Annotated in this window: 30 protein-coding genes and 1 pseudogene; 11 read left to right on the top strand and 20 right to left on the bottom strand. The window is 56.7% G+C overall.

Features of this window, described 5'->3' with window-relative positions; translation table 11 throughout:
* Positions 1–14 precede the first annotated feature (14 nt).
* Positions 15–896 (bottom strand): NAD(P)-dependent oxidoreductase, encoded by an 882-nt coding sequence (locus F6A13_RS06870; RefSeq protein WP_012536669.1) that lies wholly within the window; start codon positions 894–896, stop codon positions 15–17.
* Between the two features lie 187 nt (positions 897–1,083).
* On the opposite strand from F6A13_RS06870, the gene F6A13_RS06865 reads away from it, so the two are divergent.
* From F6A13_RS06865 to F6A13_RS06850, 4 genes are all read left to right on the top strand, one after another.
* A complete protein-coding gene (locus tag F6A13_RS06865) occupies positions 1,084–1,839 on the top strand; it encodes an integrase catalytic domain-containing protein (protein ID WP_049756717.1) in 756 nt (251 codons plus the stop codon).
* A gap of 334 nt (positions 1,840–2,173) precedes the next feature.
* On the top strand, positions 2,174–2,620 hold the full coding sequence (locus F6A13_RS06860; RefSeq protein WP_009569199.1) for an Hsp20/alpha crystallin family protein: 447 nt from the start codon (positions 2,174–2,176) through the stop codon (positions 2,618–2,620).
* A gap of 499 nt (positions 2,621–3,119) precedes the next feature.
* Positions 3,120–4,604 (top strand): trypsin-like peptidase domain-containing protein, encoded by a 1,485-nt coding sequence (locus tag F6A13_RS06855; RefSeq protein WP_012536668.1) that lies wholly within the window; start codon positions 3,120–3,122, stop codon positions 4,602–4,604.
* 388 nt (positions 4,605–4,992) lie between these two features.
* A complete protein-coding gene (locus F6A13_RS06850) occupies positions 4,993–5,460 on the top strand; it encodes a phosphate-starvation-inducible PsiE family protein (protein WP_012536667.1) in 468 nt (155 codons plus the stop codon).
* Between the two features lie 173 nt (positions 5,461–5,633).
* On the opposite strand, the gene F6A13_RS06840 is transcribed toward F6A13_RS06850, so the two are convergent.
* From F6A13_RS06840 to F6A13_RS06805, 8 genes are all read right to left on the bottom strand, one after another.
* Complete coding sequence (locus tag F6A13_RS06840; protein WP_012536666.1) at positions 5,634–6,014, bottom strand: hypothetical protein; 381 nt, start codon at positions 6,012–6,014, stop codon at positions 5,634–5,636.
* An 85-nt stretch (positions 6,015–6,099) separates the two neighbouring features.
* Positions 6,100–7,869: a P-type conjugative transfer protein TrbL gene (gene trbL, locus F6A13_RS15790; RefSeq protein ID WP_012536665.1), complete on the bottom strand. Its 1,770-nt coding sequence runs from the start codon at positions 7,867–7,869 to the stop codon at positions 6,100–6,102.
* Positions 7,870–7,884: 15 nt separating this feature from the next.
* Positions 7,885–8,139, bottom strand: coding sequence for an EexN family lipoprotein (locus F6A13_RS06830; RefSeq protein ID WP_012536664.1), 255 nt, complete (start codon positions 8,137–8,139; stop codon positions 7,885–7,887).
* An 11-nt stretch (positions 8,140–8,150) separates the two neighbouring features.
* Positions 8,151–8,891 (bottom strand): P-type conjugative transfer protein TrbJ, encoded by a 741-nt coding sequence (trbJ, locus tag F6A13_RS06825; protein WP_012536663.1) that lies wholly within the window; start codon positions 8,889–8,891, stop codon positions 8,151–8,153.
* Between the two features lie 82 nt (positions 8,892–8,973).
* Positions 8,974–9,228 carry a hypothetical protein gene (locus F6A13_RS06820; protein WP_012536662.1) on the bottom strand — a complete coding sequence of 85 codons (255 nt, stop codon included), beginning with the start codon at positions 9,226–9,228 and terminating at the stop codon, positions 8,974–8,976.
* Positions 9,225–11,747 carry a conjugal transfer protein TrbE gene (locus F6A13_RS06815; protein ID WP_012535917.1) on the bottom strand — a complete coding sequence of 841 codons (2,523 nt, stop codon included), beginning with the start codon at positions 11,745–11,747 and terminating at the stop codon, positions 9,225–9,227. Before F6A13_RS06815 ends, F6A13_RS06820 begins: the two co-directional genes overlap by 4 nt.
* Positions 11,747–12,124, bottom strand: coding sequence for a VirB3 family type IV secretion system protein (locus tag F6A13_RS06810; RefSeq protein WP_012536661.1), 378 nt, complete (start codon positions 12,122–12,124; stop codon positions 11,747–11,749). Before F6A13_RS06810 ends, F6A13_RS06815 begins: the two co-directional genes overlap by 1 nt.
* 3 nt (positions 12,125–12,127) lie before the next feature.
* The gene (locus F6A13_RS06805; protein WP_012536660.1) at positions 12,128–12,514 is read right to left on the bottom strand and encodes a TrbC/VirB2 family protein; all 387 of its coding nucleotides are present in this window, start codon (positions 12,512–12,514) and stop codon (positions 12,128–12,130) included.
* A gap of 204 nt (positions 12,515–12,718) precedes the next feature.
* On the opposite strand from F6A13_RS06805, the gene F6A13_RS06800 reads away from it, so the two are divergent.
* On the top strand, positions 12,719–13,510 hold the full coding sequence (locus tag F6A13_RS06800) for a hypothetical protein (RefSeq protein WP_012536659.1): 792 nt from the start codon (positions 12,719–12,721) through the stop codon (positions 13,508–13,510).
* Positions 13,511–13,906: 396 nt separating this feature from the next.
* Here F6A13_RS06800 and trbB read toward each other — a convergent pair whose 3' ends face one another.
* The 5 genes and pseudogenes from trbB to F6A13_RS15975 all read right to left on the bottom strand — a co-directional run bounded on the left by trbB (position 13,907) and on the right by F6A13_RS15975 (position 16,443).
* Entirely contained in the window at positions 13,907–14,875 is a 969-nt protein-coding gene (trbB, locus tag F6A13_RS06795; RefSeq protein WP_012536657.1) for a P-type conjugative transfer ATPase TrbB, read from the bottom strand.
* Positions 14,872–15,324: a hypothetical protein gene (locus F6A13_RS06790; protein WP_012536656.1), complete on the bottom strand. Its 453-nt coding sequence runs from the start codon at positions 15,322–15,324 to the stop codon at positions 14,872–14,874. The genes trbB and F6A13_RS06790 overlap by 4 nt, the downstream gene beginning before the upstream one ends.
* A 152-nt stretch (positions 15,325–15,476) precedes the next feature.
* Entirely contained in the window at positions 15,477–15,782 is a 306-nt protein-coding gene (locus tag F6A13_RS06785; RefSeq protein ID WP_146235838.1) for a hypothetical protein, read from the bottom strand.
* Between the two features lie 108 nt (positions 15,783–15,890).
* Positions 15,891–16,190: an addiction module antidote protein gene (locus F6A13_RS06780; RefSeq protein ID WP_012536655.1), complete on the bottom strand. Its 300-nt coding sequence runs from the start codon at positions 16,188–16,190 to the stop codon at positions 15,891–15,893.
* Between the two features lie 3 nt (positions 16,191–16,193).
* Positions 16,194–16,443: pseudogene (locus F6A13_RS15975) on the bottom strand (type II toxin-antitoxin system RelE/ParE family toxin).
* Between the two features lie 579 nt (positions 16,444–17,022).
* Between F6A13_RS15975 and tnpA the strand changes: the two are divergent.
* Genes tnpA through F6A13_RS15350 form a run of 4 tightly spaced genes read left to right on the top strand, consistent with a single transcriptional unit; the run spans position 17,023 to position 19,619 of the window.
* Positions 17,023–17,355, top strand: a complete 333-nt coding sequence (gene tnpA / locus F6A13_RS06770) for an IS66 family insertion sequence element accessory protein TnpA (RefSeq protein WP_012536651.1) — start codon at positions 17,023–17,025, stop codon at positions 17,353–17,355.
* Complete coding sequence (gene tnpB / locus F6A13_RS06765; protein WP_012536650.1) at positions 17,346–17,693, top strand: IS66 family insertion sequence element accessory protein TnpB; 348 nt, start codon at positions 17,346–17,348, stop codon at positions 17,691–17,693. Before tnpA ends, tnpB begins: the two co-directional genes overlap by 10 nt.
* 49 nt (positions 17,694–17,742) lie before the next feature.
* Positions 17,743–19,380: an IS66 family transposase gene (tnpC, locus tag F6A13_RS06760; RefSeq protein ID WP_012536649.1), complete on the top strand. Its 1,638-nt coding sequence runs from the start codon at positions 17,743–17,745 to the stop codon at positions 19,378–19,380.
* Positions 19,381–19,424: 44 nt separating this feature from the next.
* Positions 19,425–19,619: a hypothetical protein gene (locus tag F6A13_RS15350; RefSeq protein ID WP_012536648.1), complete on the top strand. Its 195-nt coding sequence runs from the start codon at positions 19,425–19,427 to the stop codon at positions 19,617–19,619.
* 416 nt (positions 19,620–20,035) lie between these two features.
* Here the strand turns inward: F6A13_RS15350 and F6A13_RS06745 are convergent, their stop codons facing one another.
* From F6A13_RS06745 to F6A13_RS06725, 6 genes are all read right to left on the bottom strand, one after another.
* Positions 20,036–20,803, bottom strand: coding sequence for a hypothetical protein (locus tag F6A13_RS06745; RefSeq protein WP_012536647.1), 768 nt, complete (start codon positions 20,801–20,803; stop codon positions 20,036–20,038).
* Between the two features lie 66 nt (positions 20,804–20,869).
* A complete protein-coding gene (locus F6A13_RS15905) occupies positions 20,870–21,049 on the bottom strand; it encodes a Thivi_2564 family membrane protein (RefSeq protein ID WP_009569006.1) in 180 nt (59 codons plus the stop codon).
* Positions 21,050–21,733: 684 nt separating this feature from the next.
* On the bottom strand, positions 21,734–21,895 hold the full coding sequence (locus F6A13_RS15345; RefSeq protein ID WP_012536646.1) for a hypothetical protein: 162 nt from the start codon (positions 21,893–21,895) through the stop codon (positions 21,734–21,736).
* Between the two features lie 16 nt (positions 21,896–21,911).
* Complete coding sequence (locus F6A13_RS06735; protein ID WP_012536645.1) at positions 21,912–23,462, bottom strand: DUF3363 domain-containing protein; 1,551 nt, start codon at positions 23,460–23,462, stop codon at positions 21,912–21,914.
* Positions 23,462–24,277, bottom strand: a complete 816-nt coding sequence (locus F6A13_RS06730; RefSeq protein ID WP_012536644.1) for a hypothetical protein — start codon at positions 24,275–24,277, stop codon at positions 23,462–23,464. Before F6A13_RS06730 ends, F6A13_RS06735 begins: the two co-directional genes overlap by 1 nt.
* Before the next feature lie 64 nt (positions 24,278–24,341).
* Entirely contained in the window at positions 24,342–24,767 is a 426-nt protein-coding gene (locus tag F6A13_RS06725; RefSeq protein ID WP_225981992.1) for an LPD7 domain-containing protein, read from the bottom strand.
* 426 nt (positions 24,768–25,193) lie between these two features.
* Between F6A13_RS06725 and F6A13_RS15340 the strand changes: the two genes are divergently transcribed.
* Positions 25,194–25,367, top strand: a complete 174-nt coding sequence (locus tag F6A13_RS15340) for a hypothetical protein (RefSeq protein WP_012536642.1) — start codon at positions 25,194–25,196, stop codon at positions 25,365–25,367.
* A gap of 64 nt (positions 25,368–25,431) precedes the next feature.
* A complete protein-coding gene (locus F6A13_RS06720) occupies positions 25,432–25,704 on the top strand; it encodes a hypothetical protein (RefSeq protein ID WP_012536641.1) in 273 nt (90 codons plus the stop codon).
* Positions 25,705–25,760: the final 56 nt, after the last annotated feature.

Raw genomic sequence — 25,760 nt, 5'->3', positions numbered from 1 at the left:
AGTATCACCGACTTTCAGGGCAGAAGACCGGCATCCTGCGCGGCCAATGCGCCTACGGCAGACCAGTCACGGGTGGCACCGCCCTCAGCAGCAAGGCGAATAAAGCGATCACGCAAGAGGCTTGCAAGAGGCAGAGGGACATCCAGATTTTCCGCTGCTGCCAGAACCAGACGCATATCTTTCTGGCCCAAGGGCGCGGCAAAGCCTGGAGGCGTAAATTTCCGGTCGGCAAGCAGTGCACCATAGTTTTTGTAGAGGGGCACATTGAACAGGCTAGAGGTCAGCAGATCCAGATAGGCATGGCGGTCTACCCCCCCTTTTTCCACCAGCGCCATGGCCTCACCCAGCGATTCAATGACCGAAGCAATCAAAAAATTACCACTGAGTTTGACCAGATTGGCCTTTTCCGGTGCCTCTGCCACCACAAAGCTGCGTTGACCTATCACGTCAAAAAGTGTTTGCAGACGGGTAATGAGTTCCGGTTTTCCCGCCAAGACCAGGAACAGCTTGCCAGCAGCCGCAGCATCGGGTCTTCCGAAAACCGGTGCGGCCAGATACTCCTGTCCGGCTTTGGCATGGGCTGCGGCCAGTTGCGCTGAAAGGGCAACACTGATGGTACTGCAGGACACATGCACGGCCCCCGGCCGCAACTGCGTTATCAGGCCGTTTTCTTCCAGAACCAGGGATGTCACGGCAGGATCATCGGCGAGCATGGTGAATACCACATCGGCATCTGCAAAGTCCTGAAGATTGCTGGCGGCTTGTGCACCTTGGTCCGCAAGAGCCTGCATTTTTTCGGGAGTGCGGTTGAACACCTTGATATTCTCTCCGGAAGTTAGCAGTCTGGCCGCCATTCCCGAACCCATCTGCCCCAATCCAATGAAACCTACTTGCATGATGACCTCCTTCACTTGTATCCGTTACATACCGACCGGTCGGCATAGATCTTAGTTAGAGTTACTGTTTCCGTCAACAATGGGCCTTGTCCAATATGAAATGAGTCTGAAGGGTGGATCGTGTTTCCAACATGAAATGAGTCTGGAGTGAGCTGCAACGGAATCGGGCTCCGTTCATGATGGAGGGATGGTGATCCGCTATCTGATGAAAATCAGTGGTTACTTCCGTCAGCAGATCACCCGGCTGATTGCCCAGTATCGCCAACACGGTCGGTTACAGCGCCGCCAGCGCACCGTGGCTGGTTTCCAGCACCAGTACACCGCCAAAGATATCCGCCTGCTGGCGGCGATGGATGAGCGCCACGACACGTCCTGCGGTCAGGCCATCAAGAAGCTGTGTGAGCGCGCCTGCGCGGTCTTCGGTCAGGCCGAGTATGAGCGGCTGGCCTCGATCTCCGTGAACCACCTCTATAACCTGAGAAAATCCACCATCTACACTCGCCAGCGGCGCCACTTTGCAAAGACCCGACCCAAGCCGTCAACGCTCGGCGAGCGGCGCCAACCCCAGCCCAACGGTCGACCCGGCTATATCCGCATCGATACGGTTCATCAAGGCGACTTGGACAAACAGAAAGGCGTGTATCACATCAACGCGGTGGATGAACAGACACAGTTTGAGATCGTCGTGAGCGTCGAGAAAATCAGCGAGCAGCACCTCATTCCGGCCCTGGAACAGCTGTTGGACAGCTTCCCCTTTAGCGTGCTCGGCTTCCACTCCGACAACGGCTTGGAATACATCAACAAACGGGTCGCAGAGCTGCTGGAGAAACTGCGCATCGAGTTCACCAAGTCCCGCTCACGTCATTCCAATGACAACGCCCGGGCCGAAAGCAAAAACGGCGCCGTGGTGAGAAAGCTATTCGGTTACAGCCATATTCCATAACGCTGGGCGGCGCTGATCAACACCTTCAACCAGCAACACCTCAACCCCTATATCAACTTCCACCGCCTCTGCTTCTTCCCGGAAACCCGCACCGATACCAAAGGCAAACAACGCAAGCTCTACCGCTACGAAAACATGATGACGCCCTATGACAAGCTCAAGTCACTGCCCCAGGCAGAAGGCTATTTGAAACCCGGGGCGGTTCAGTTTCCTCCAAAAGGCCTAAAGCCCCCCTTGAAATCATCTGAACTCGTACCCATAACGTTGCATGCCAGAGTCCAGGCGTACAGTCGCTTGGCTGGCGTCCTATTGATGCCCGTGAAGGAGGTGTAAAATGGCAAATGAAGTTTCACGTCCGGTGGTCAAGAGTGTTCGTCAGGTAGAACCTTTGGAAAACTTAATAGAAACAGTGTGGCCTGGAGTATTTTCTCCTTTCATTACCCGACAGGCCACGCAACCCCAAATCGCGCATATTGATGTCCTTGATCACGATGACGCTTTTGTATTGAAGGCGGAGATTGCCGGCGTAGATAAGGATAAGCTGGATGTCCAGGTACACGGTAACCAGGTCTATATCAGTGGCGTCAAGGAAGAAGATAGCTCTCGGGAAGAAGGGAATTATATCTACCGAGAGCGTCGATATGGAGAGTTTTCTCGCACCGTGCAGCTCCCTGCAGATGTGAATGGCGATCAAACCAAGGCCATATACAAAGATGGTGTTTTAGAGTTGACTCTGCCTAAAACAGAATCTGCCAAACGCAAAAAGATTGCGATTTCCTGAGCGATAGGGGTGAGGCCTCGTGTATTTTCATGAGGTCTCACTTCCTCCATGATATCGCCTGGAACGGGTGATAACATATTGGAAATTGATAACTTCATAGTGGAACTGATCCAGATGATCGGTGTCTGATCCGATTTAGCAGAAACGGCACAGGTACAACCCTGCCAATTGTCTGGAGGACTTCAAATGAACACCCAAAAATGGTGTTACCTGCCATCATCCTGCCGTTGTCCTTCTCTGTTCCGGCATTCGCCCAGTTGTCAAACCATTTGACGCAGGTGGCCGGTGATATATACGCATGTAAGACATCAGAGCAGGCCAGGATGCAGCATATCAATCCGGATTATCTCGTCCCGGGCTGCCGAATTTACAAACCTTCACCAGACATATCGGATTTGTGGACGACAAAGACTAACCACCACCGGGAAGCGGAAACAGGCCGTGGATAGCTCCCTTGATAGAGAGTTAAGTGTTAAGAAGCATACGATAGAGGTGCGTCATGAGAAAAATCCAATGGAAAAGACCACGCTATATAGTATCCCTTGCTGTTGCCGTTGCGTTGGGTTTCGGACTGGGAGCAACGGGATGGGTTTTTGGGGAATCAGGTCATACCATTACGCCTCTGCCCTCACCAAGTGAGGCAGAAACAAGGCCAAGATTGGTCAAGATACCGGACTTTAGCCCAATCGTAAAAAAATATGGCAACGCAATCGTTAGAATCAGCGATTCTGACACAAAAATAGTTCATGAACATCAGGGGTTTTTTAATCCATTTCCGAAAGACTCGCCGTTTTTTGGTTTCTTTCGTGGGCTACCAAATTACACGCCCCCGGAAAAGGAGGTGACCAAGGCTCTCGGGTCTGGATTCATCATCTCTCACAACGGTTACATCGTCACGGCGGGACATGTCGTGAGAGGCATGCACCATATTATGGTGACCCTGAATAATCATCACGCGTATCGAGCCAAAGTGGTCGGATTATCCGTCCATTATGATACCGCGTTGCTGAAGATTCATGCCCACGATCTGCCTATCGTACAACTGGGGAACTCAAAGAACCTTCAGGTCGGTCAGTGGCTGCTGGCTATTGGTATGCCGTTTGGACTCTATAACACCGTAACCCAAGGCGTGGTCAGCGCCATGAATAGATCACTACCTCATGATAATCAGTACATACCATTCATTCAAAGCGATGTGCCCATCAATCCTGGAAATTCTGGCGGTCCGCTTTTCAACATGCGTGGACAGGTCGTCGGGATCAATGATCAGATTTATACTAACGATGGCGGCTACATGGGGTTATCCTTCAGCATCCCGATTGATACCGCAATGCGTGCCGTTCATGCATTCGAGCGCCATCAGAAAGTAAAATTTGGTTGGCTGGGTGTCGAAATTCAGTCGGTGACGCCACAAATGGCGCAGGCGATGCACCTTCCGGAACCAGTAGGCGCATTGATCGCGCAGGTTATGCCCTCGAGTCCTGCGGCAAAAGCGGGCATTAAGTCCGGGGAAGTGATCGTGGCTTATGATCACCGTCCTATTTACAACGTTAGCACGCTCCCTCCATTAGTAGGTGACACACCACCAGGCAGGATTGTGCCCATCGGCATCCTCGATCACGGGAAGCCCAGGACATTGCAGGTTCAGGTCGGCGAGATGCCGCAAAAGATGCTGGTGGCTGCCGATCAACAGAGCATCGACATTCGTCGTCTAGGGGTACGCGTTGGCACCTTGGGACCAAAGGAGCAGCAGAAACTCGGGGTGGATCACGGCGTATTGATTCAGTCCGTCTATCCGGGGCCAGCATCTTTTATTGGCCTACGGAGTGGAATGGCGATTTTGTCCATCAACCAACTGCGGGTAACCAGCCCTGAACAATTGGCTCAACTGGTGAAATCTCTCCCTGCGAATACACCCATTTCCATGCGTATTCGCAATCACCATGGGAGTATTTTCGTCGTGATTACGCTGCCCACACGATAGTCGAAGTGGAGATTGTTCGGGATGTGATTATCCATTTGTTGGTGTCTCCATGGTGCCCATTCACCGCTGCTTGACAGAGCAGATTCCACAAGCAGCGGTCAGGCAATGGCAAGAAAATCATCCAGATAAACAATGGCGCTGTGCAAGGATCTGATTCATATGTATATAAATCATATAAAAAGCATAATTCTATGGACATCCGTCATGACAGGTGTTGATTTCTTCATTTCTGGCATATCATGGCCGATATGCTACACGACAACATCCACTGTCTTTCTGTTATTAATAGCATTTCAGGTGATGAATATTTACGTATCAGGTGATGAATATTTACGTATTTCAAAAAAGAAAGAATAAATAATGCGAAATAGAGACTGGAGATCACGCGATGAGGAACAGATGGTTTCTTGAAAGACTCCGCACAAACTGGACGGTTCTTACGATTTACGAACGTTTCGAGCAGATCGTCTCATTAGTGATTTCGCTATTGCTTTCGATTCTCATCATGGCTGCTCTTTGGAACCTGATTTCCAGCGTCGCGCATCTAATCAACACGCCAGGCGCTGTAGTGCAGGAAGACCAGTTTCCAGTCGTCTTTGGATCCATCATGAGTTTATTGATGGCCCTGGAATTTAACCATACGATTTTCCATTCCATTCAACACCGTGGACAAATAGTCCGCGTGAAAACCGTTGTCCTCATTGCGATATTAGGCATTTCGAGAGAGTACATTCTGCTAGACGCAAAACCACTGCACGCCGCCATCATCGTTGGCTATGGAATTTCTATATTGTGCCTGGGAATAGTTTACTATGTTCTTGATATCAGGGAGAGCAGTAATTCGTCATTTCGATAATCCACTTTCCGCCCCTACCCTACGTCTGACTCTATTTTCAGAAAGGCGACAACTTATGTCTTGATCCCGGCCCGCGCTGGGTTTGCCCAGAATGTTGACCACCAACGTGTCCCCCTCCCACCAGAAGAACTCCTGGCTATCGTGGGACTGGCCTTGGTCCCACCGGATATCCCTTACCAACGGCAGAGATCCGTGAATCCCCGAATCGCCCAAGTCCACGAGGCTGCTCCCGGGTGCCGGATGACATACGTCTGCCAGAACGCAAGGAATGCCTGGGGGTGTGCGTGGACTCCCAAGACAAACGCCCCAACGAAAAGGGTGACGGGAGCCACGAAAAACAGGAAAAGCAGCGCCCACAGATATTGCTTGCCGTAGCCGTAGCGGACGGGTAGGAACAGGACAAAAGCGAGGGCCCTGATGGGAAGACAAAAAATATACGCCCAAAGCTCGCCGTCCACAGGCCGGGCGCGAAGCTCCGCCGCCTCGCGTTCTATCTGCTCAAGGTAATAGTCCCGCTCGCCATTAGGTTTATAACGAAAAATCGTTGCGGTCATTTCAGATATCCTGGCCCGTGGCCCTGCCAATCCCGTTGTTTGTGGTATACCGTCACGGATATCCCGCCATGTCAAGAGCAGGCCATCAATCAAAATCTCTTGGGTGACTGGAATCTATGGCGTTCTTCTGGACTTGATTTGATTTTGCCGTAGTTATTTCCTCCACATGTTTTAGAAATCTACCGGCAAAACCTTTTTTGATCCTATCCGCCACTCCCTTGGGCTGCCCCTGCATCTGTTTCAGCTGCTCGACCACATCGTCCATCGTGGCACCGCCACTCACGGCCGCACCCGGAGCCGGAGCCGCCGTGCTTCCCTGACCGCCACCGCCGGAAGGCGCGCTGACGGGTTCTGGCGCCGGAACCGCATTGACCGGGACGGGCGGCGCGTCGGGCTGGGGTTCGCCCCCTGCGAAGGGTTCGCTTGCACTCATTTCCTGATCGTTCCGCTTATCCTGGCCCGCTTCCTTTACAGTTTCCTGGCTCGGCGCCTCGACACCCTTGGATGGGTTTTGCTGGCCAGTGGATTGCGTAATGGGCGCTGGAGCCTGCACAGCCCTGGCTGCCTGTGGAGCCTCACTACCCGCCGAACCACCCATGCCGGGGGCCAGTACGGCGTTCCCTGCGCCCGCGCCGGAACTCGCGCCACCGCTTGCGGACATCGCCCCAGCTTCCGGTGCCGCCACACCAGCCGCCGCGCCGGTTTCTCCCGCGCCCGCCGCCCCGGTAAGGCCGCCTGCAAGACTGCCAGCCCCTCCGGCAGCACCGCCTCCAGCACCCGCCGCCGCGGAGAGTCCACCAGCGGCAAGCCCCCCGCCCGCAGCGGCGGCCAGGCCCACGCCAGCCGCTCCCAGTGCTACCGTACCACCAGCGATCATCCCGCCTTCCTTGGCCAGTTCTCCGCCGGAGAAGGATGAGTTACCGGACAGGAGGCTACTGGCAATGCTGGAGGCCTTGCGGGGCAACAGGGCGATGAGGGCACCCAGAATAAGCACCTCGAATCCAGCCTGCAAAGGATTCGTGACATTCTCCAGGATCGTCTGGATCAGCGGCACGATGCTGTAGGTCACCAGATACGCCAGCGCGGTCAGGATAAAAAGACGGACACCCACGTTGATGGCGTAATCGAAATAACTGCCGACATACTTTGCCGTCCAGCGCAGCCCGCCGCCGGCCAGCATGATCACGCCCAGGGCAATCACCAGGTAACTCTCGATCTGGACCATCAGGAACTCCAGGGCCATGACCAGAATGCCCACGCCTGCCAGCAGGCCAATGATCCCCGCCAGGAGGGTCTCTACCAGGAGCGATGCCGGATTGCTGCTGGCGACCGCTTTGCCCGCAGAAGAAAAAGCCGCGGAGAAGTTACCACTGAAAATGTCGCTGAAGGTATTGCCCAGGTTGTGGGTGGCGGCAGCTATTGGAGACAGCACGATCCCGAGAAATGCCTGAAGAGCCTCCGTCGCGATCTGCCCGGGTGTCACGGCCGTCACTCCGAGCGCGTGCGCTCCACCGGCCAGACCATTGATGATGTCGGGAATCCAGGTCCCGGAGTTGTCGAGCAGGGTCAGAAAAAACCCCAGCGTCACCACCTTCTTGATGATACCGGCAAAGAGATCCTCATGCCCGCGCTTTTGCAGAACATGGTTCAGAAACAGGACGGAGAACTCGACCGCCGCCAGGACGTAGAACAGATCCGTGGCCGCCGTTTGCATGACACTTTGCCAGGGAAGAATTTTGCCTCGCAAAAGGCTTTGTACCTGACTCAACGACCCCGAACCCGCTGCGAACGAAATGCCGGGGACGGCACCCAGAAGCATGCCCATGATCCACGGAAACCTGCGGTGTCCACGCATAAGCCTGGTCGCTCCTTACGGCAGCAATGCGGGGTTGTTCGTACCGCCGGAGAAGAGCCCATTTGCCGCCTCTTCCTCCGACTGTACCGCCTGCGCCGTCCGGCAGTTCTTCGCCTCGCTATCGGAAACCTTTTTCGCCTTCGCGCAGAAGGCGATTTCCTTTTTGAGCGCTGCCTTGTGGGTCCGGTAATACTGCGCGGTGTACACAGGTTGGTGTGCGCAACCGGCCAGCATGGCGCCCAGCACTGCAAGTAATAGCGCTTTTTTCATCATCATCTCCTTCAAGGCAAAAGGCTTGGGTTGTTCGTGCCACCAGAAAAGAGTCCGTCTGATGCCTCCTGCGCAGTCACGTTCTTTTCCGCCTTCTTCTGCCGCTGATACGCCAGTACGGCATCCTGTCCAGCCATGGTGATCTGCTCCAGTTGCTGGATCGACTTGGTGGTGACGTTGGCCGCAGCCACTGCGGCAGCGGCCACCTGCTCCCGGCCTTGAGCTGTCTGCGCTTCATTCTGGATCGTCTGCATGGATGCATCCTGTGTCGCGAAGTTCTGCGCCGCCAGGTGCTGGGACTCCAGAGCGTCTTCCATGTCGGTGTTGGTCGTCTGGTTCCAGTTGGCATAGACGGAGGACAGATTCTGGATGGAGCTGCCAGCCCCCTGATACTCCTGCGCGAGTTCAGCGCCGATATTCTGCCCGGCGTAGCCCAGCGCCTGTGCCTGGCTATAAATGCTGGTCAGTTTCTGAATGGATCCCACCAGCGGATTCCAGATCTGGGCGTACATGGCCGCCGGCATGTTCAGGGTGTTGGTCACCATGTTCTGATAGCGCTCGATATCGTTGGCGTACATGCTGATCTGTGTCGTTACCTCCTGCGCCTGCTTCGCCAACTGCTGAACAGACGTCGCTTCCTGGACAATCTGTTCAGGGAAAGTGGCACCGGCCACTTCACTGACGGCAAAGGCGGGCGCCGGCAATAGAGCCAGGCTCACGCTCAGAATGACTGCCTTGCTTTGGATGCTCATCGAAAACCTCCCTGCGCCGATCCCGGCGCAATCATCTGGACTCCATGGGTATAGATCAGGGCTGGGTGGAGATGCCTGTCGCTTACTGCGATAGCGATTGCGTCAGCGCATTGTCCGCCTGGACGGCCTGCCATTCGGAGGATACGGTTCCACCCCCCTGCCCCACTGGGGTAATGGCCTGCAAGGACGCCTGCGGGTTCACCGAAAGGTTTCCTGCGGTGATCGCGGCGTTCTCCGCCTGCAACTGCGCCATTGTCGCGGAATCGCCGCCCAGCGCAAAAACTGGCAAGGCCGCAAACAGGGACCCAAGAACCGCCACACCGATCTGCTTTTTCATGCCCGTTCTCCCTGGTAAAGGGACTCCGCATAGCTCACCCACCCATCCCGGATGCTGGGTGACAGCCGCTCTTTCAGCCAGGCGATCGGCCAGCGATCGCCGTGCTGCGTCTTGAGCTCCGCTACCCTCTTGACCTCACGCGGATCGGAGACACCGCAAAAAGCCAGGGTGACCGGACCCATGCCAAACTGAATCCGGCGCTGCCCCTCTGGGGTGGACAGGTAGTAGTCCTGCTTCGGCGTGGACGCCACCACCAGCTCGATTTGCCGATCATTCAGCCCCATGTCGATGTACAGGGGCTTGAGGTCCGGACTGGTGGCAGCCCGGTTGGGCAGGAAGATTTTCGTCGGGCAGGACTCCTTCAGGACCGGGAGCAAGGAGCTGTTCTTGAGATCATTCAGGGACTGTGTGGCAAAAACGACGGCGGCGTTTTTCTTCCGCAGTTCCTTCAGCCATTGACGCAACTTCGCCAGAAACAGCTCGTTGTCCAGAAAGGTCCAGGCCTCATCGAGCAGAATGAGGGTGGGTCGCCCATCCAGCATCTGTTCGATCCGGTGGAACAGATACAGCAGTACCGGAACCGTTACCCGGTGCTCCGCCGGGCCGCCGTTCATCAGGTGACTCATCTCGAAAGTGATCATGCTCGCATCGGCCATCGACAGCCCGTCACTCTCGGCATCAAGCAGCTTCCCCGTTTGCCCGGTCAGGGTGTAATACTGCAGGGCATCCTTGATCCCCCGGTTCTGGATCATCTGAAGCAGCGCCGTGAGCGAGCGCCCGGATTCCCGGGCCAGGCCATGCACAGCGTCACGAATGGCCGAACGCTCCGTAGAGGTGATCGTCATGCCCTGCAAGGTGGCCAACGCTTCCACCCAGTCGGCCGCAAAAGCCGCCTCGGCCGGATCATCGACGTGCTGCAGGGGTGCAAAAAACAGATCGGAGGTCGGGCCGTTCAGATCATAATGCTGCCCACCCATGGCTTCCGTGAGGGCGTAGAGACTCATGCCCTTGTCGAAGGCAATCACCCGGCTGTCGGGATAACGTTGCCATTGCGCGGCCAACAGGGCCAGGAGCGTACTCTTTCCGCCCCCGGTCATGCCGGCAATCAGGCTGTGCCCCAGATCGCCGACATGGAGATTCAGTCGGAAGGGCGTATTTCCCGTGGTCGCCGCGTACAGCAGGGGCGGAGCTTTGCGGCCGTCAGACAAATTCATCAGCGGACTCGGGCAACGCGCTTCACCGGCCCAGATTTCCGTCTTGGGCGCGAAATCCGCAACATTCAGCGAGTGCATCAGTGGCCGGCGGATGTTCTCATAGAGATGACCCGGGAGGCTGCCCAGGAACGCTTCCACCGTATTGGTCGTTTCCAGGTGGGCGACATAGCCCGCATTGTCCAAGAAGGTCTTGATCGCCTTGATCCGGTCCGCGAGCACTTTTTCATCGGCGGAACGCAGCACGACGGATAGCGTGAAGTTGCCAAACTTCACAGCGCCCTCCCGCGCCTCATTGACGGCCTGCTTGGCGTCATAGGCGAGGTTCACCACCGTATCGTCGGCGGACAACTGTCCCTGGGCTTCGCCCGTCATCTTCTCCGTAAGCAGGGATTTCATGTTGGCCCGGGAGCCAAACCAGCGATCCCGGATCTTCGCCATGTCCGCCACCGCATCCGGCGGATCAAGGGGCAGGAAGCGGAGCGTGTAGCGTAGGGGAATGGGCAGGCTATGCAGGTTCTCCAGCATCTCGGGGAAGGTCATGCTGGGATAGCCCAGAACCGTTACGACGCGAATCTCTTCCCCGTCCATGGACGGCTCCAGACCGCCCACAAAATCATGGTGCCCGATGAGGGCATCCAGATACGCCGGAATCCGGGGCGCATTGACGCGATGCGTGGCGCCGGTCAGGCACTCATGGATATGGGTCAGCAGGGCGTCGGCATCCATGGCCTTCACCCGGTATCCGTGCCTGAAAATGCCCAGGATAACTTCAATCACCTGCCGGTAGCGGGCCAGCGTGTCCCGGAATGCCGCATCGGCCAGCTGCCCGGGTTGTTTACCGGCTTTCTTTTGGATCATGGACTGTACCAACTGCACTTCCGCATCAATGGGCGTTCGCCAGGCAACTGTAAGGTAATAGCGGCTGACATAGTGATGGGTTTCCGATCCAAACTGCGCCCGCCTCTCGGCCTCGATGAGGCGCGACACCGGGTCGCGAAAGGCGCACTCCGATTCGTCGATATAGCCGTCGGCCGGCTCGCGAATCGCCGTGACATGCACACCCCAGTCTGTGCCCAATCGAGCGATGGCGTTGTTCCAGGTGGCCGAGAGCGCCTCCAGATCCTGCGTGGACTGGCTCTCGAGATCAGGCCCGTCATAGCGGAACCCCGCCAGAAAGCTCCCGTCTTTTTGCAGCGCGATGGCCATTTCCCCGGCATCCGTCTGCCAGCCATCCACCAGAAAAGCGATGTTCAAGAGATCGGGAAGGCCCAGGGCCTTATCGCGGTACTGTTTCAGGGAGCGCATTATTTCTTCTTCCTCATGAGGTTTGCCAAGGCCTTGAGCACGCCACCGGACGCGGCACTTTGCGTCTGTTCTTTAGGGGCCTTGTATTGGACTGGCGCATAAGCGCTGGCCCCGCCCAGGTAGACGGATTGCTGGCTCCAGTGGCGACGCACGACGCCAAAGGATTGCGGGTCGTGTTTTGCGAGTGTTCGCAGAAACGACTGCCCCACTCCGCCGACGATGAGACCCACCGGGATGAACCAGAGAGAGACCAGAACCGGTATAGAGAGACAGACGAACCAAAGGGCAAATGTGGCCTCCCGCTCACCCCCCGCGACGAGCATGGGCTTGGTCAGGGAGGGGTGGAGCGGGAGACGGCGGGTATGCTCCGCCGCCATGGCCTAGAGCCCCACGACGTGCAGCGCGTGTGATGCGGCGAGGCCCAGGATGCCCACATGGCCCATCGTGGCGCCGCCGGTGATGCTGGTGGCGAGCGATTTCGCATTGGCCATGGCAATGCCCCCGACCGTCGCACCCATGCCAATCATCATGGCCTTTTTGTGTTCGCCGCCATGCCACCAGGAAAGTCCCGTCGCGACGAAGCCGCCAGCGGCGACCAGCCCGCCCAAATCCTGCATACCCGTCAGGACCGTATTCAGCGGCCCCGCAATGGGAGAAAACACACCGCCGGATGTGGACGCGAACGCCATGCCGGGGGCCAGGACCATGAGGCCCGCGGCGCTGACCTTGCGAACCCCGGAGAATATTGCCTTCAACCGCTTTTTCATGTGAACACCCTTTCGTGGACGGACACGCATTTGTCCTTGCGCGGGTATAGATCGGCGGGTTTTGGTATACCTTAGGGGGCAAGAGGATCAGGCGTAAAGGCCCGATCGCGCGCCTCTGATTCCGCCAGTCTCAAGGCGGGTGAATCACGATTCACGGCTGGGAGGCTTGATGGTACTCAAGTTGAGTTGCATTAGGAAAAACAAATGATCAATACAAAATCCATAATGATGCTGATCGACGACATGATCAGACGTCACAAACATGTTTATGCGCCTATAGTTACGGTGGTGATAAGGGCGGCTTCACTTTATGGCGTTATCGTTGTATTCGCATATCTTTTTCAAATACATTACGCTCCATCAACATTGTCTGGAGTGATAATACTTGCTCCTTATATATTTGTCGTAGGGCCTGCTGTTGTTTTATACGTTTATTTTATTGCTTCTGCTCCTGGCCTTTTTGCAAAATATTTAATGACCTCTAGAGATCTGAGACAGGCGGATGGGTGGGTCCTACCGTTTGGTATATCTATTTGTACAGTGATGTTTGTAGTATTCTTGTGGGTTGATAACGAGGGATCTTTAAGCAGGCTTATTAGCAATCTGGCCGTTACGGCGATAACCTTATTAATTAGCTTGGTGAGCTATAAAATTGCAGGACGCCATTTCAACGAAAAGAAGCTGTTGTCGCTGATAAAAGCGACTTACCTGATTATGATATTGGCAGTCATAATACCAGTATACCCGAGGTTCCTGATAGATCTCACGGGCATAGCCAAGCCCGGAGCCTATATTTATTCATCGCAAACTAAGGACTTTAACAAAGTTGATATACGATTCATCGGAGCTGAGCATCTTGTCGTTTCACCTTATCTTTCCAATGGTAATGTTTCTGGAGACTATGTGATCCTGCAAAGGAGGAATATTGCTATATTTGCAACTGTTCCGACAGATCAGCAGATGTCAATCTTCAAAAGCCTCGTAGTTAAAAAGTAATAACGAGGTGAGACTGGCAATAAATCCTATCACAGATACAAGATATACTAGGATAGACACGTTTATCCAGTAAGCTCCTATAACGAGTACCATTCTGGTGATTATAGCTATGGTAGCAGTGATCAACATGGTGATGGCATATGCTCTTTGCGTATAGTATTTGACAATCAGCGATTTGTTTATCAAGACGATAAAAAATACGAAGAGTAAAAGTGAACCAGCCGCTACTATGCCTATCCAAAGAGGACCTCCTGGTCGGTATATTTCCAAAACCGTCGGAATCGCCCATGTAATTATGAGCCACAACATCATGAACCGACTCATAGACGTCTTTGTTTGCCTATTCATTACTTACCACCTCCGATTGGCGAGAAAAACGTCACTTCGTTTGAGGAATCACGAGATCAGCACGCCGTCTTTCACATTGAGGATGGCCGAAATCCTGCGACCAGCAGGATGATTCGGGTCACGGGCAATCTGCAAAACGATATCCACCGCCTCATGGATCAGCGTCTGCTGCGCGGGAACACCCGCTTCCTGGCAGAGCTGGTCCAAACGCAACAAGGCCGCTTCGGGGTTGTTGGCGTGCAGGGTGGCGATGCCGCCCGGGTGCCCCGTATTCCAGGCTTTGAGCAGCGCCAGGGCCGCCTTGTCGCGGACCTCGCCCACCAGTATGCGGTCGGGCCGATAGCGCAACGTGAGCTTTAAGAGGCGCGTCATGTCGATGCCCGCATCATCGTCGGTCAGGAACTGGATCACATTGGGAGCGGTGCATTGGAGCTCCCGGGTATCTTCGATAATCACGATGCGGGTGCCGATATCGGATAGTTTGGAGATCCGGTCGATGAGGGCGTTGGCCAGGGTGGTCTTGCCGGATCCTGTGCCACCGCTCACCAGGATATTCTTGCGGGAGAGCACGGCATCGGAGAGGGTGTCCATCTGCGCCGCCGTGATGATGCCCGCCTCAACGTACTGATCGAGTGTGTACACCGAACGGGCCGGGAGGCGGATACTGAAAGACGCGCCCTCCACCATGGGCGGAATCGCGCCGGCAAAGCGGCTGCGCAGGAACTCGATGGGCATGGCCCCCTCGACGATGGGCCGGTCACGGCTCACCGTGGTATGCAGGTAGTCGGCCATGAGCCCTAACAGCGACTGGACACGGCTCGCATCGATCTCGCCCAGGGGGGATATTCCCGACCCCAGACGCTCGACAAAGACCCGTCCGTCGGGGTTGGCCATGATCTCGACGACGCCAGTGTCATCGAAGAGGGCGGCGATCTCCGGCCCCAGAATGCGCCGCATCTGCTCGATCCGGCGGGCATGGGCCTGCTGTTCCTGCTGATCGTGCGCGTGGATATTCACTGATTTTCCTCCGCCGTCCCGATCCGCTGCTGAATCAGTTCTCCGATCTTTTTCAGGGCCTGCGGACGGTCACCTTCGAAGGCCGTGCCGACCTGCTGGATGAATCGTTCATACCGGGCCAGGGCGGAAGCCTGGGTTGCCTCCTTCTCCGTGCCCGGTTCCGGCAGGTGAACCAGCATGAGTTTGACGAAGGTGTCGAGCATCGCGGCCACCGTGTCGAGCTCGGCCTGTACGGCTTCGAGGTCACTTCTGGACGCCAGTATGGTTGCAACAATCCGGCGCTCAAAACCGGCCAGTTCGCTGCCATCTTGCGCCTCTGCATCGAGCCCGCGCATGGCATACTCGGCGGTCAGGGCCGCCAAAGACATGCGCCGGGATGCCGCTTCAACCCGCACCTTGTCGGCGTAGGTACCCGTGAGTTTGATTTTTACCGTGATGGGCAGTGCCATGAATCTATCCCTATCGCTATTATTCCATTTGGGTATAGATCGGGCGCGGAGACGATAGCTACCCCACGGAGCAGCAGATTCGGCGGGACGGATACTGGGGCCATGCGCAAAGGGATCTGCGCGGGGATCCTAAACGAACGAAAGCCCGCCCCTCAATCAAAGGAAAATAGTTTTCTTTGATTTTCGAGGATTCGGATATCCCGCAAAAAAACAGACATCGGGTAGGCCATGAGATCGTCTCGTTTCTGACTCCATTCGCTAAAGGCGGCAAGTACCCCTTGAAATACGACTGGCACGAAATAGAGTGATAACGCCAAAATTACCGTCTCCCAAAAGCGAGGCGCAGTATGCGCAGCATACAGGGAAGAGAGCACCAGAAATCCGTAGGCAAACAAAAACGATTTTCCAGCTTCAAATGCGGCGTAGTCCGGGCGGATCGAAAGGCCCAGCGAGATCAACGCCGACGACGTGGTGGTGACACTATGACTGCAAAAACCACCTGTGGCAGAGGATTGGATGCGATAAGCCGCTGACAGGATGCCGGAATGACCCCAGCAATGATCCGGTCAGACGTGCAGAGCTTCGGCGCGAATGCGCACACCCAAGGCTTTGGCTACCTTGAGAATGGTGGCAAAACTGGGGTTGCCTTCTCCGGAAAGGGCTTTGTAGAGGCTTTCCCTGCCCATGCCGGCGTCATGGGCCAGCCGGGTCATGCCGCGCGCGCGGGCAACGGTACCCAGCGCCCTGGCGATGAAGGCCGCGTCATCCCCCGCCTCTTCAAAACAGGCGTCGAGATAAGCCGCAATGTCCTCTTCGGTTTTCAGGTGCTCGGCACTGTCCCATGTGTGCAATTCCAATTTTTCCATGATTCACCCCTCCAGTTGTCGTGCCAACTTCAATGCTAGGGCAATGTCGGCCGATTGCGTGGATTTGTCGCCTCCGGCCAGAAGCACGACGAGTTCCAGGCCAAACCGCTTGAAGTACACCCGATAGCCGGGACCGTAATGGATACGCATCTCGGATACGCCCTCTCCGACGGGTTCGCAGTCGCCAAAAATGGGCCAACTCCATGCGATCGATTCGCACCCGAACGCGCGCCCTCGCCCTGCGATCCCGCAGGCCATGGAGCCAGCGATCAAAAGTCGCCGTCGTTTTTGATGCTGATCATGTGGAGGAGTGTATCCCAAATTATACACCTGTCAAGCCGCTGGGTCCGGTTGTGAGGAGTACGCCGCTCAGTTACCGTACAACCATCCCGAAGCCCGCCAGCAGGTAGTTCACCCAGGGTATCGAAATCACGGAGCCATATACTTCGGACAGGTATCACAAAACACGATCTTCGGCACTGCCTTGACGCTTTTCCACGCCAAGGCTGATCCAGTAGCAAGTGTATACCAACACACTGAACGCGAAGTCCCCAATTTTGTCCATTCCCGCTCCCAAATCTCTACTCGATCTCCGATCCCCGCTGCGGCTTTGCCTGTTCCCGGGCCCGTTTTTTCTGTAGTGCCCGTTCTTTCTCTTTTTGCTTGCGCCGCTCCAGGAGCCGTCTGTGCCACGCCGCCGCGAAACCGGTAGTGGGGTCCAGCATTTCCTTGGGCGGGTTCCGTCGTTCATGCGTAACCGTCCAAGCAACCCACCTTCCCAAATTTCCTGACCTGACCGATCCTGATCTGCATTCAGCGCGGAGGGATGGTGATGAAGAAAGAAGAGAAAGTCGCTTATTGGCGGCAGCAGGTAGAGGGATTTCAGGCGAGCGGACAGTCGGTCAAGAATTATTGTGCGCAGGCGGGGATCGCCGTAGCCACGCTGCATTACTGGCGCAAACGCTTTGCCGATTCTGTACAAACGCCGTTGCTGTCCGCCGTGCCCGAAGGGTTTTTGCCGGTAACTCTGGCCGCGCCGGTCAGGACGCCTGTTTCACCGGTGGAAATTCACCTGTTATCCGGTCGTAGCCTGAAGCTTGCGGCGCCGGTAGATACCAGCTGGCTCCAGACCTTGGTGCAGATTCTGGAAAGACCATGTGGCTAAATTCGAGCAGCCGGATCTGGCTCGCGGCAGCGCCCGTAGATATGCGGTTAGGCTTTGATGGCCTGGCGGCCAAGGTACAGGGGGTATTGGCTGCCGATCCTTTTTGCGGTCATGCTTTTGTCTTTCGCAACCGCCGAGGGGATCGTCTGAAATTGTTACTGTGGGATGGACTGGGCTTCTGGCTGGTGTATCGCCGTCTGGATCAGGGACGACTCCATTGGCCCCGCGCCGATGCCGGTGCCATAGAACTCTCCGCTGCGCAGTGGGCGATGCTGGTAGAGGGGCGCCCGTGGACGCCGTTACCGAGCCTGGAAAAATGCACACCAACACTGCTGTAACTAGCTGGAATTGCTTGTATAAATAGCCCAGTTCCGATACTATTTTCTGATGATTTCAGCGCCGCAAACGCCTCTTCCCACCAGCCCGGACGCCCTGCGCGATCTGGTGCTGAGCCTGCTGCAACAGCAGGAGGAACAGGAAGCGGAACGCACCCGGATCATCGCCCAACAGCAAGCGGCCATTGCCCTGCGCGATGAAACCATCGCCCGCCTGGAAAGCACCATCGCCAAACTGCAGCGCTGGCGATTCGGACGCCGTTCGGAAAAGCTCTCTCCCGACCAGATCAGTCTTTGGGAAGAAGCGCTGGATACCGAAATCGCGGCGATGGAAAGCCTCCTCGAAACCGTTCTGGAAGACAGTGCGGCCGTGACCGCTGGCCGTGCAGAGGGAGCAGCCACCGACGCGCAGACCGTAGCGGTCCCCGCCCGTCCCGTACGCCGGCACCCCGGCCGCATGGCGATCCCCGCCCATCTGCCCCGGGTAGAAGTACGTCACGATCCCAAGACTTGCACTTGCGCGCAATGTGGGGGTCCACTCGAAACGGTCGGGGAAGAGATCAGCGAAAAACTGGATTATATCCCCGGACGCTTCCAGGTGATTCGCCATATCCGCCCCAAACTGGTCTGCCGCCCCTGCGGTACCCTCGAAAGTCCGGCATTACCGGCACAGGTGATTGACAAGGGCTTGCCCACGGCGCGCCTGGTGGCCCATGTGATGACGGCGAAACACGTGGATCACCTGCCTTTGTACCGGCAGGAAACCCAGTACCAGCGAGCGGGCGTACCGATCTCTCGCGCCACCCTCTGCAGCTGGCTGGGTCAGGGCGAATACTGGATCAGTCTGCTCGCCGAAGCCTGCAAAATGGCCTTGCTGGAAGGAAAGATTCTGCACGCCGACGAGACGCCCTTGCCGGTCCTCAACCCCGGCAGCGGCAAGACGGACAAAGCCTATCTCTGGGTGTATCGCAGCCAGGCGGATGCCCCGCATCCCGTCGTGGTCTTTGATTATGCCCCGGACCGTAAGGGGATCCACGCGCAACACTTCCTGGGCGACTGGCAAGGCATCCTCCAGACCGATGACTATGGGGGCTATGATGCCCTCTACCGCAAGGAACAAGTCACAGAAGCCGGATGTTGGGCGCATGTACGCCGCCACTTCTATGACGTGGAACAGCGCGGTCCCAGTCCGGTAGCCCAGAAGGCCCTGGCCTGGATTGCCAAACTCTATGCCATTGAGGCGGAGATCAAGGAATCTCCACCGGATCAGAAAGTCGCCGCCCGGCAGCAGCGTGCCGGCCCGCTGCTGGAAGCCTTCCATACCTGGCTCACGGAAACCCAGATGCAGGTGGCGCCGAAAAGTGGTATTGCCAAAGCGATGGCCTATGCCCTCAACCGTTGGAAAGCACTGACGCTCTACCTCGAAGAAGGACAACTCAGCATCGATAATAATCCGGTAGAGCGGGCGCTGCGGGGCGTGGCCATTGGTCGCAAGAATTTTTTATTTGTTGGAAATGATGCCGGTGGCGAGCGTGCCGCGTCCTTCTACAGCATCATCGAAACGTGCAAGCTCAACGGCATCGAGCCCTTCGCGTACCTCTGTGACGTGCTCGAAAAGCTCCCGACCTGGCCCAACAAAAAACTCCACGAACTCTTGCCGTGGAACTGGAAAAAAACTGCATTAGCTTGATTGGCGCCAACCCGCAAGGGTGGGTTCGCTAAACGCTTACGTTCATGCGCCAGTTGATCATCCAGTGCCGCTTCGGGAATCTCCGTCCGTTTCCAGCCCTGGTCCGGGATCTCGATGCCATAGTCCTTGACGGCAACGCCGCGGTCGAGGCCGGTGAGGGCGACGAGATGCCGAAGACCCAGATCCTGCCGTCCACGGGCTTTCTTTATCAATCCCTGTCAATCAGCGTCGAAAATTGACCACCTAACAGCGTCCAATTTTGACCAGGGTTTAGGCTGAATTTTTGCGCTTTTTGACCTTTCCGGCATTATCCCGGTAGGACTCCACAAGCTGGACATAGCGGCGACTGCCGGAGGTGGTTATCTTCACATGCATGCCGCAGCTTTATCGGCGTTCATAGGCATGTCAATAAAAGAGACTAAGTAATAAAACGTGCCACCACAGAAGTTTTAGAAAATAGGCGCTGAAACCCCTATGAATGCTGGGGCGGCGTTACGAAATTGACGATTTTTGCCGATGAACTGTCGAACTCGGGTGGGCAAGACTGTGGAGCTCGCGCAGGCTGTGCGGGCTGGTTCTTTCGCCCAACCGGTCGTGCAGCACATTACAGCGGAAACGGTCACTGACCACTGAAAGTTTCGATACTTGCCACCTCTTAACCTGGAGCTGTGAACGCTTTCCCGATGGCCGCAAGTTGTTCCACGAGCGATGGCAACCAGGGGTTCGTGGCAAAAGTTGGCACCCTGCCCAACATGAGTATCGCATGGCTGGCGATGCCCATGGCACCCCCATGATCCTGCGCCAACCAGATCGTGGCCTGCGTCTCTGAGCGCAGGATGGCTTGGTGGGCTGCGCGCTTGCCAAACCAGTCGGTAAGTCCGGAGAGCCATCCGGGCAGTTGATTACCGGCCGCGAGCACCAACAGATGGTAAGTGTGCGGATCCTGACTGTTAGCGATACCCACGAGAATGAGCCAGGTGCGTTCTGGCGTAGACAGGGGTAATAGCCACTGCGGCGCTACCGCGACACAGCGTATGGTGTTACCGCTAACGGCCGTAAGATAAGGCGCGCCTGGTATGTGCGCAACACGCGCGATGATCTCGGGAGGATCCAGATATACCGGCACAGGTGTGGGAACGGGCTCCAACGCCTCGGTATTCTGTACGGCTTGTTGCTCTGAGGTGTTCACTGGCAAGACATTACGTGCCAGAAAGCTACAGGCGTCTGCAGGATCACTGATGATTTGCGCTGCAGCGAACTGGGAATAAACCAGACCCATAACAGCACAATATAGCCCCATTAATACCCCCACGATATCCTTCCTGAAAAGTTTTTTACGGCAGAACATCACCATGTCCTGAGCTTTGTCCTGCAGACTTGTCCCCAAGCGAGTTAACAAATCCAATGGGCTATTTGCGCGCATGATGTCCACCGCACGCCCTTAGTTCATGCTTATGATGAGATCATCCACAGTAGCACCTCGCTGGCTTTATCTGGAGGGAAGACTAAAAATCCCAAAGACGCTTAGCAGCCATAAAATCACAACAACGACCACGACCAGATTCAGTATTGACTTAATGGAAGATGCCATGGGTATATAGTTATTGACGAGCCAGAGAAGGACGCCAACCACGATCAGGACCAGCACTATGTGAATCAAAGGTGTCATCTCATATCTCCTTGGTCTGTATTGTAGCAATATTTGGTTCTATCTCTAACACCCGCACAGCATCGTATTGGTTATGTTTATTAATGAAGCAAAACTTATAATCTACCAAGCAGAAGAACAATTTAAACTATCAATACCATACCACAACAAGTCCTTATAAATATCACCTTGAAGTATAGCATATATTTCGTCGTCCACCGGCCGGCGTGTCGTGATCCCGGTGGCCTGACTAGGCGACTAGCCTTGAGCAAACGGACAGGCTCTGCGATTCATTCTCGCCTTACCTGAGCGGCGCCATCAAGAGCTTTGCCGTCGGCGGAAGCAGACCCAGGTGGTAGGTACATCGGATGCGTCTGGATATTTGTTTCGCAACCCATAGGCTACTGCGGCCGCTCGATCAAGATTGCCAAAAATCCTGCAATCAGCACCGAGTCGCCGCTGATTGGGCGTGTCCCGCCATTTTCCAGAAAATATCACCCAAATAGGCAGAAGGACACCGATGAGCATGGCCATTTCAAACCAACCGATCCAATACCGCGAGAGTGGAGCTGACATGAGATAGAGGGAGCGGAGCCCATTGACCAGTATGATTAGCGCCGCCACGCAACCGACTAACCCCAAGCCCGCCAGCAGGTGGTTCACCCAGGGCAAAGAGATACCGGGGTCATATACTTCGGACAGGTATCACAAAACACGATCTTCGGCACTGCCTTCACGGCTTTCCACACCAAGGCTGATCCAGTAGCTCACCGCACGAAAAAATCCACCGTCTTTCGCTTCCTGAATATGATCCAGCAGCAAGAGTATACCAACACAACTGAACGCAAAATCCCCAATTTTGTCCATTCCCGCTCCCAAATCGCTACTCGATCTCCGATCCCCGCTGCGGCTTTGCCTGTTCCCGGGCCTGTTTTTTCTGTAGTGCCCGTTCTTTCTCTTTTTGCTTGCGCCGCTCCAGGAGCCGTCTATGCCATTCTGCCGCAAAGCCGGTAGTCGGGTCCATCATTTCCTTGGGCGGATTCCGTCGTTCATGCGCCAGTTGGTCATCCAGTGCCGCTTCGGGAATCTCCGTCCGTTTCCAACCCTGGTCCGGGATCTCGATGCCATAGTCCTTGACGGCAACGCCATGGTCGAAGCCGGTGAGGGCGACGAGATGCCGAAGGCCCAGATCCTGCCTTCCTCTGGCTTTCTCTATCGATCCCGTCTGGTAGACGATATGCGCCCGGTTATCGACGCCCTCGATGAGCACGAAGCTGCGGTCATATTGCTCATCCAGCCCCGTACCCAGCACACGTCCCACCAGACGGTCGCCTGCCCGGATCTTCGTGACCTGTGGCGGGCAGCGAGGCTCCGTCATCAGCGCCCGGGATTCGGCCAGCATTTTCGTCCGGGTCTGCAATATCTGGAGCTCCTTGAGCGCCTTGTCCCAACCGGGCTCCAGGCGCCAGAGATTCGGCCCGATCTTGTCGGCCACACCAATTTCCACGAGCTTTTCCAGTCGGGCGAGCCGGAGTCGGCGGTTTTCGCGATCTTTGTCATTCAATAAGTTGGGGGGCGACTCATCGACCAGTGAATAGCCTTGCAGGCGGCCGCCTTGCGGCGCTGGTGTCGCCTTGTCGAGAATCCCCCGATCCAGGGCGGTGAAACGCCGCTGATCCAGTTCCCGCTCCCGCGCCGCCTGAATTTCCCGTTCGCTGCGATATCCCAGGCTTTCCGTGACAATCTCCTGGGCGGCGGCGCGCATCCCCCGGCGAATCATATCCGGCTCCAGTTCGAGCTTGCCCTTGCCACGAATCAGCAGGTGAACATGGGGGTGGCTGGTGTTGTGGTGGTCGATGGCCGCCCACTCATAATCCCGCCCGATCTGCCGCTGGATGCGCGCATTGAATCGGCGCGTCATATCCCGCAGGGCCTCTGGCCGCAGTGGATCTTCGGGTGCCAGAATGACCTTGAACAGGTGTGGATCGTTTTCCTCCTGCCAGGAAGACAGAAGCGACGACAAATTGACGCTATCGGAATCCCGGTCAAAGCCCTCGCCTTTCTCGCCGTCCTGCTGCGCGCCCTCGCGGCTTAGGTACTTGCCGTGGGCCTGCCACTGATCCGGCCCCTTGCTCCGCACATAGGACACCTTTACCGTGCAGCGACGCCCGGCATGCTGCAACGCCGGCCCTCGGGACGACGGGGCCTTGTAGAAATTGCTCCCGGCATGGGGAAGCAGACGCCTGATCAGGGAGCGTACAGCCCCGGATCCCTGTTTCCCCCTTACTCGATGCACCTTGTTGTGAACACGAGATGCGACTGCGCGATGGTGTCCACGTGGAGAACCGTCCGGAGAAAGCTGATCATCCAGCGTTTCGGTAGAGGAGAGAAATCGCCCCTTCCGGGTTTGGCTGGGTGATGTTTTGGGATTCATCAGAACAGCGAAAACAGGGGAAGCAGAATGCCCGCGAGCAATACCCCGATCGCCGCCAGTCTCCATATCGCTTGCTGCTTCTCACTGCTGGCTTCCTTGCTTGCTTCCCAGAGGATTGCCCCAGCCAGGGGAAGCAGGACCACCCCAACCGGGGCACCGAGAACTGCGGCGGAAATCCTGGACAGAACACTGGCTTGGCTGGCCGTAGCCCAGAATGGATACCGACCCGACGCGACGATGGCGCCATACCCCATGCCCAGACCCGCCGCCAGCAGGGCCATTGCCCACCCCAGCAGAACGACGACCGAAGAATGGTGCGTCAACGCATGACGGGTCACCCGGTCCTCCACGGTGGCCAACAACCGTGTCATATCCGGGTCGGAAATCATGATGTTCGCGGGGGCTGCGCCCGGCAGGGCTGCACCCGGCAGGGCTGCCACTGGCGGGCCTGCGTCCTCATGCGGAAACGCTTTCCGGAGTTCATCGGTTTCCTCGGCTGTGGGAACCGACGTGTCGGGAACCAGCGGGGTTTCAGGAAGGCTCCCCTGCGACGCGTTGGCACCCTGCGACGCGTTGGCACCCTGCGACGCGTTGGCACCCTGCGACGCGTTGGCACCCTGCGAGGAGCCATTCGCCTGCAACAGGAGATCCAGGCGATCACGGATCTCGGCGAGCAGGGCTTCGACATGGACGGAGTCCACGATGGACGCCTGCTTTGCCTCTGCCGCCTCCCGTTTTCGCAGCGCGGAGATGGGTTCGGCCATCAGCTTCTGACCTGCCGCCTCCAGTTGTGCGATTTCGTCCAGTTCATCCATGGCCACACCCAGTCATCCAGAACATCGACAGGGTATAGATCAGCGCACGGAGGGATAACCGGCCTCAGAGCCCGATGCCTTTGCCGTTTTCCATTTCCGGCTTCTTCCCCGGCGCCCGATATGGGGCAGCCCTTGGCAGGGTGCAGTCCTTCGACGGTCCAAGCTGATTCCCATGCTCCTTGATCGCCCGTTCGTAGATGTCCCGGGCCATAGGACTGCCGGGCTCCAGGGCAACCTTCACCGTCTCTTCCAGGAAGGCACGATTGCCCTGGAAGCGCACCGGCTCCCCAAATCGGTCCACGGCGGCCTTCAGGCCAATCTCGACCGCTTTTTGCCGCTTCTCCGCTGCTTCATGCCCCAGGCCCAGCATCGCGCGGTTCGTCACCGTCACCTTGTCGCCATGATCCAGCACATAGGGCTTGCCTTTGGGATTGGCGAAGAGGACTTCCGGCGGATTCTTGCGCTCGAATCGTGGCTTCTCCGGCGGCATGAGCGGCTCCGGAGACTTCTGGGATGTCCCTGGCCAATCCGCAAGGGGGTCGGGTTCCGTTATCGTCTTTTGCTGCGGTTCCTGATCGGGCTTTTTCCCGGTCGCGTCCGCGATTTCCGCTTCAACCGATTTTTCAGGCGCCGGCTGTGCGGGTTCCACAATCTCTGGCCCTGCAGTCCCCTGGGCCAGAGTCTCGCCCCTGGCGGGGAGCAGCTTCCCCTTGGTTTCTGGAAAGGATAAGAAAGAATGCTGGCCCGCTCACGAGTCAGCCCGCAGCCGCGCTCACGCGGCGCGGTTTCTTGTGTGACGTGTACGGAGGTTGCCATGGCGCAGAGAAAGCAGAGAGCACCCAGCTTATAGCAGCGGGTTTTTCGGGCGGTCCAAAGTGGTCAGTTGGTCCGGACGCCAGGTACACCGGCTGCAACTATGTCGGACTTCGAGCTGACCCGATTCCTGGTGGAACATACGCCAGATTACGATATTGAATATTATCTGATGATGGCGGATCGCGGGGCGCGGGTAGAAGTCTCTGTTGTGCCGGAAGTCCGTCCGGGGGACAGTGAGGATCTTCTCGTAACATTGACCCGGCTGGCTCACTAGTGCGGCGGCCGCGTTCGGGTAGCTGGTGAAGGCTTGGATGGCGCACCGGCGGACGTAACCATTTATGACGGGCGGACGAAACACGGAACCCGAACTCACGAATGACCGCGCCCGACGCGAATGGCAATGGTTGTGTCGGGAGGTTGGCGAGACGGTGGCGCGGGCCACGATTGCCGCCCTGCCCGGCAACCGGCGACCCTATCCGCTGAATGTAGCGCGCGCTCTGGGCGTGGCTTTGCCGCCAGAGGAAAAATTGCCGCCGCTATTCGTGCCCGCTGATGAATCCGTGATGAATGCCGCCTTGGCGCAAGCGCGCCAGGTGTTGCACGGACGTTAGGCTTTCCGCAATTCCTGCACTTCGCGTTCCAGACGGTCGAGGTGGTCGCTTCAGAA

It is taken from the genome of Acidithiobacillus sp. 'AMD consortium', assembly GCF_008926505.1.
Taxonomy (GTDB): Bacteria; Pseudomonadota; Gammaproteobacteria; order Acidithiobacillales; family Acidithiobacillaceae; genus Acidithiobacillus; species Acidithiobacillus ferridurans.
The sequence above is the reverse complement of the archived record's forward strand: the minus strand, read 5'-3'. Positions and strand labels throughout refer to the sequence as shown.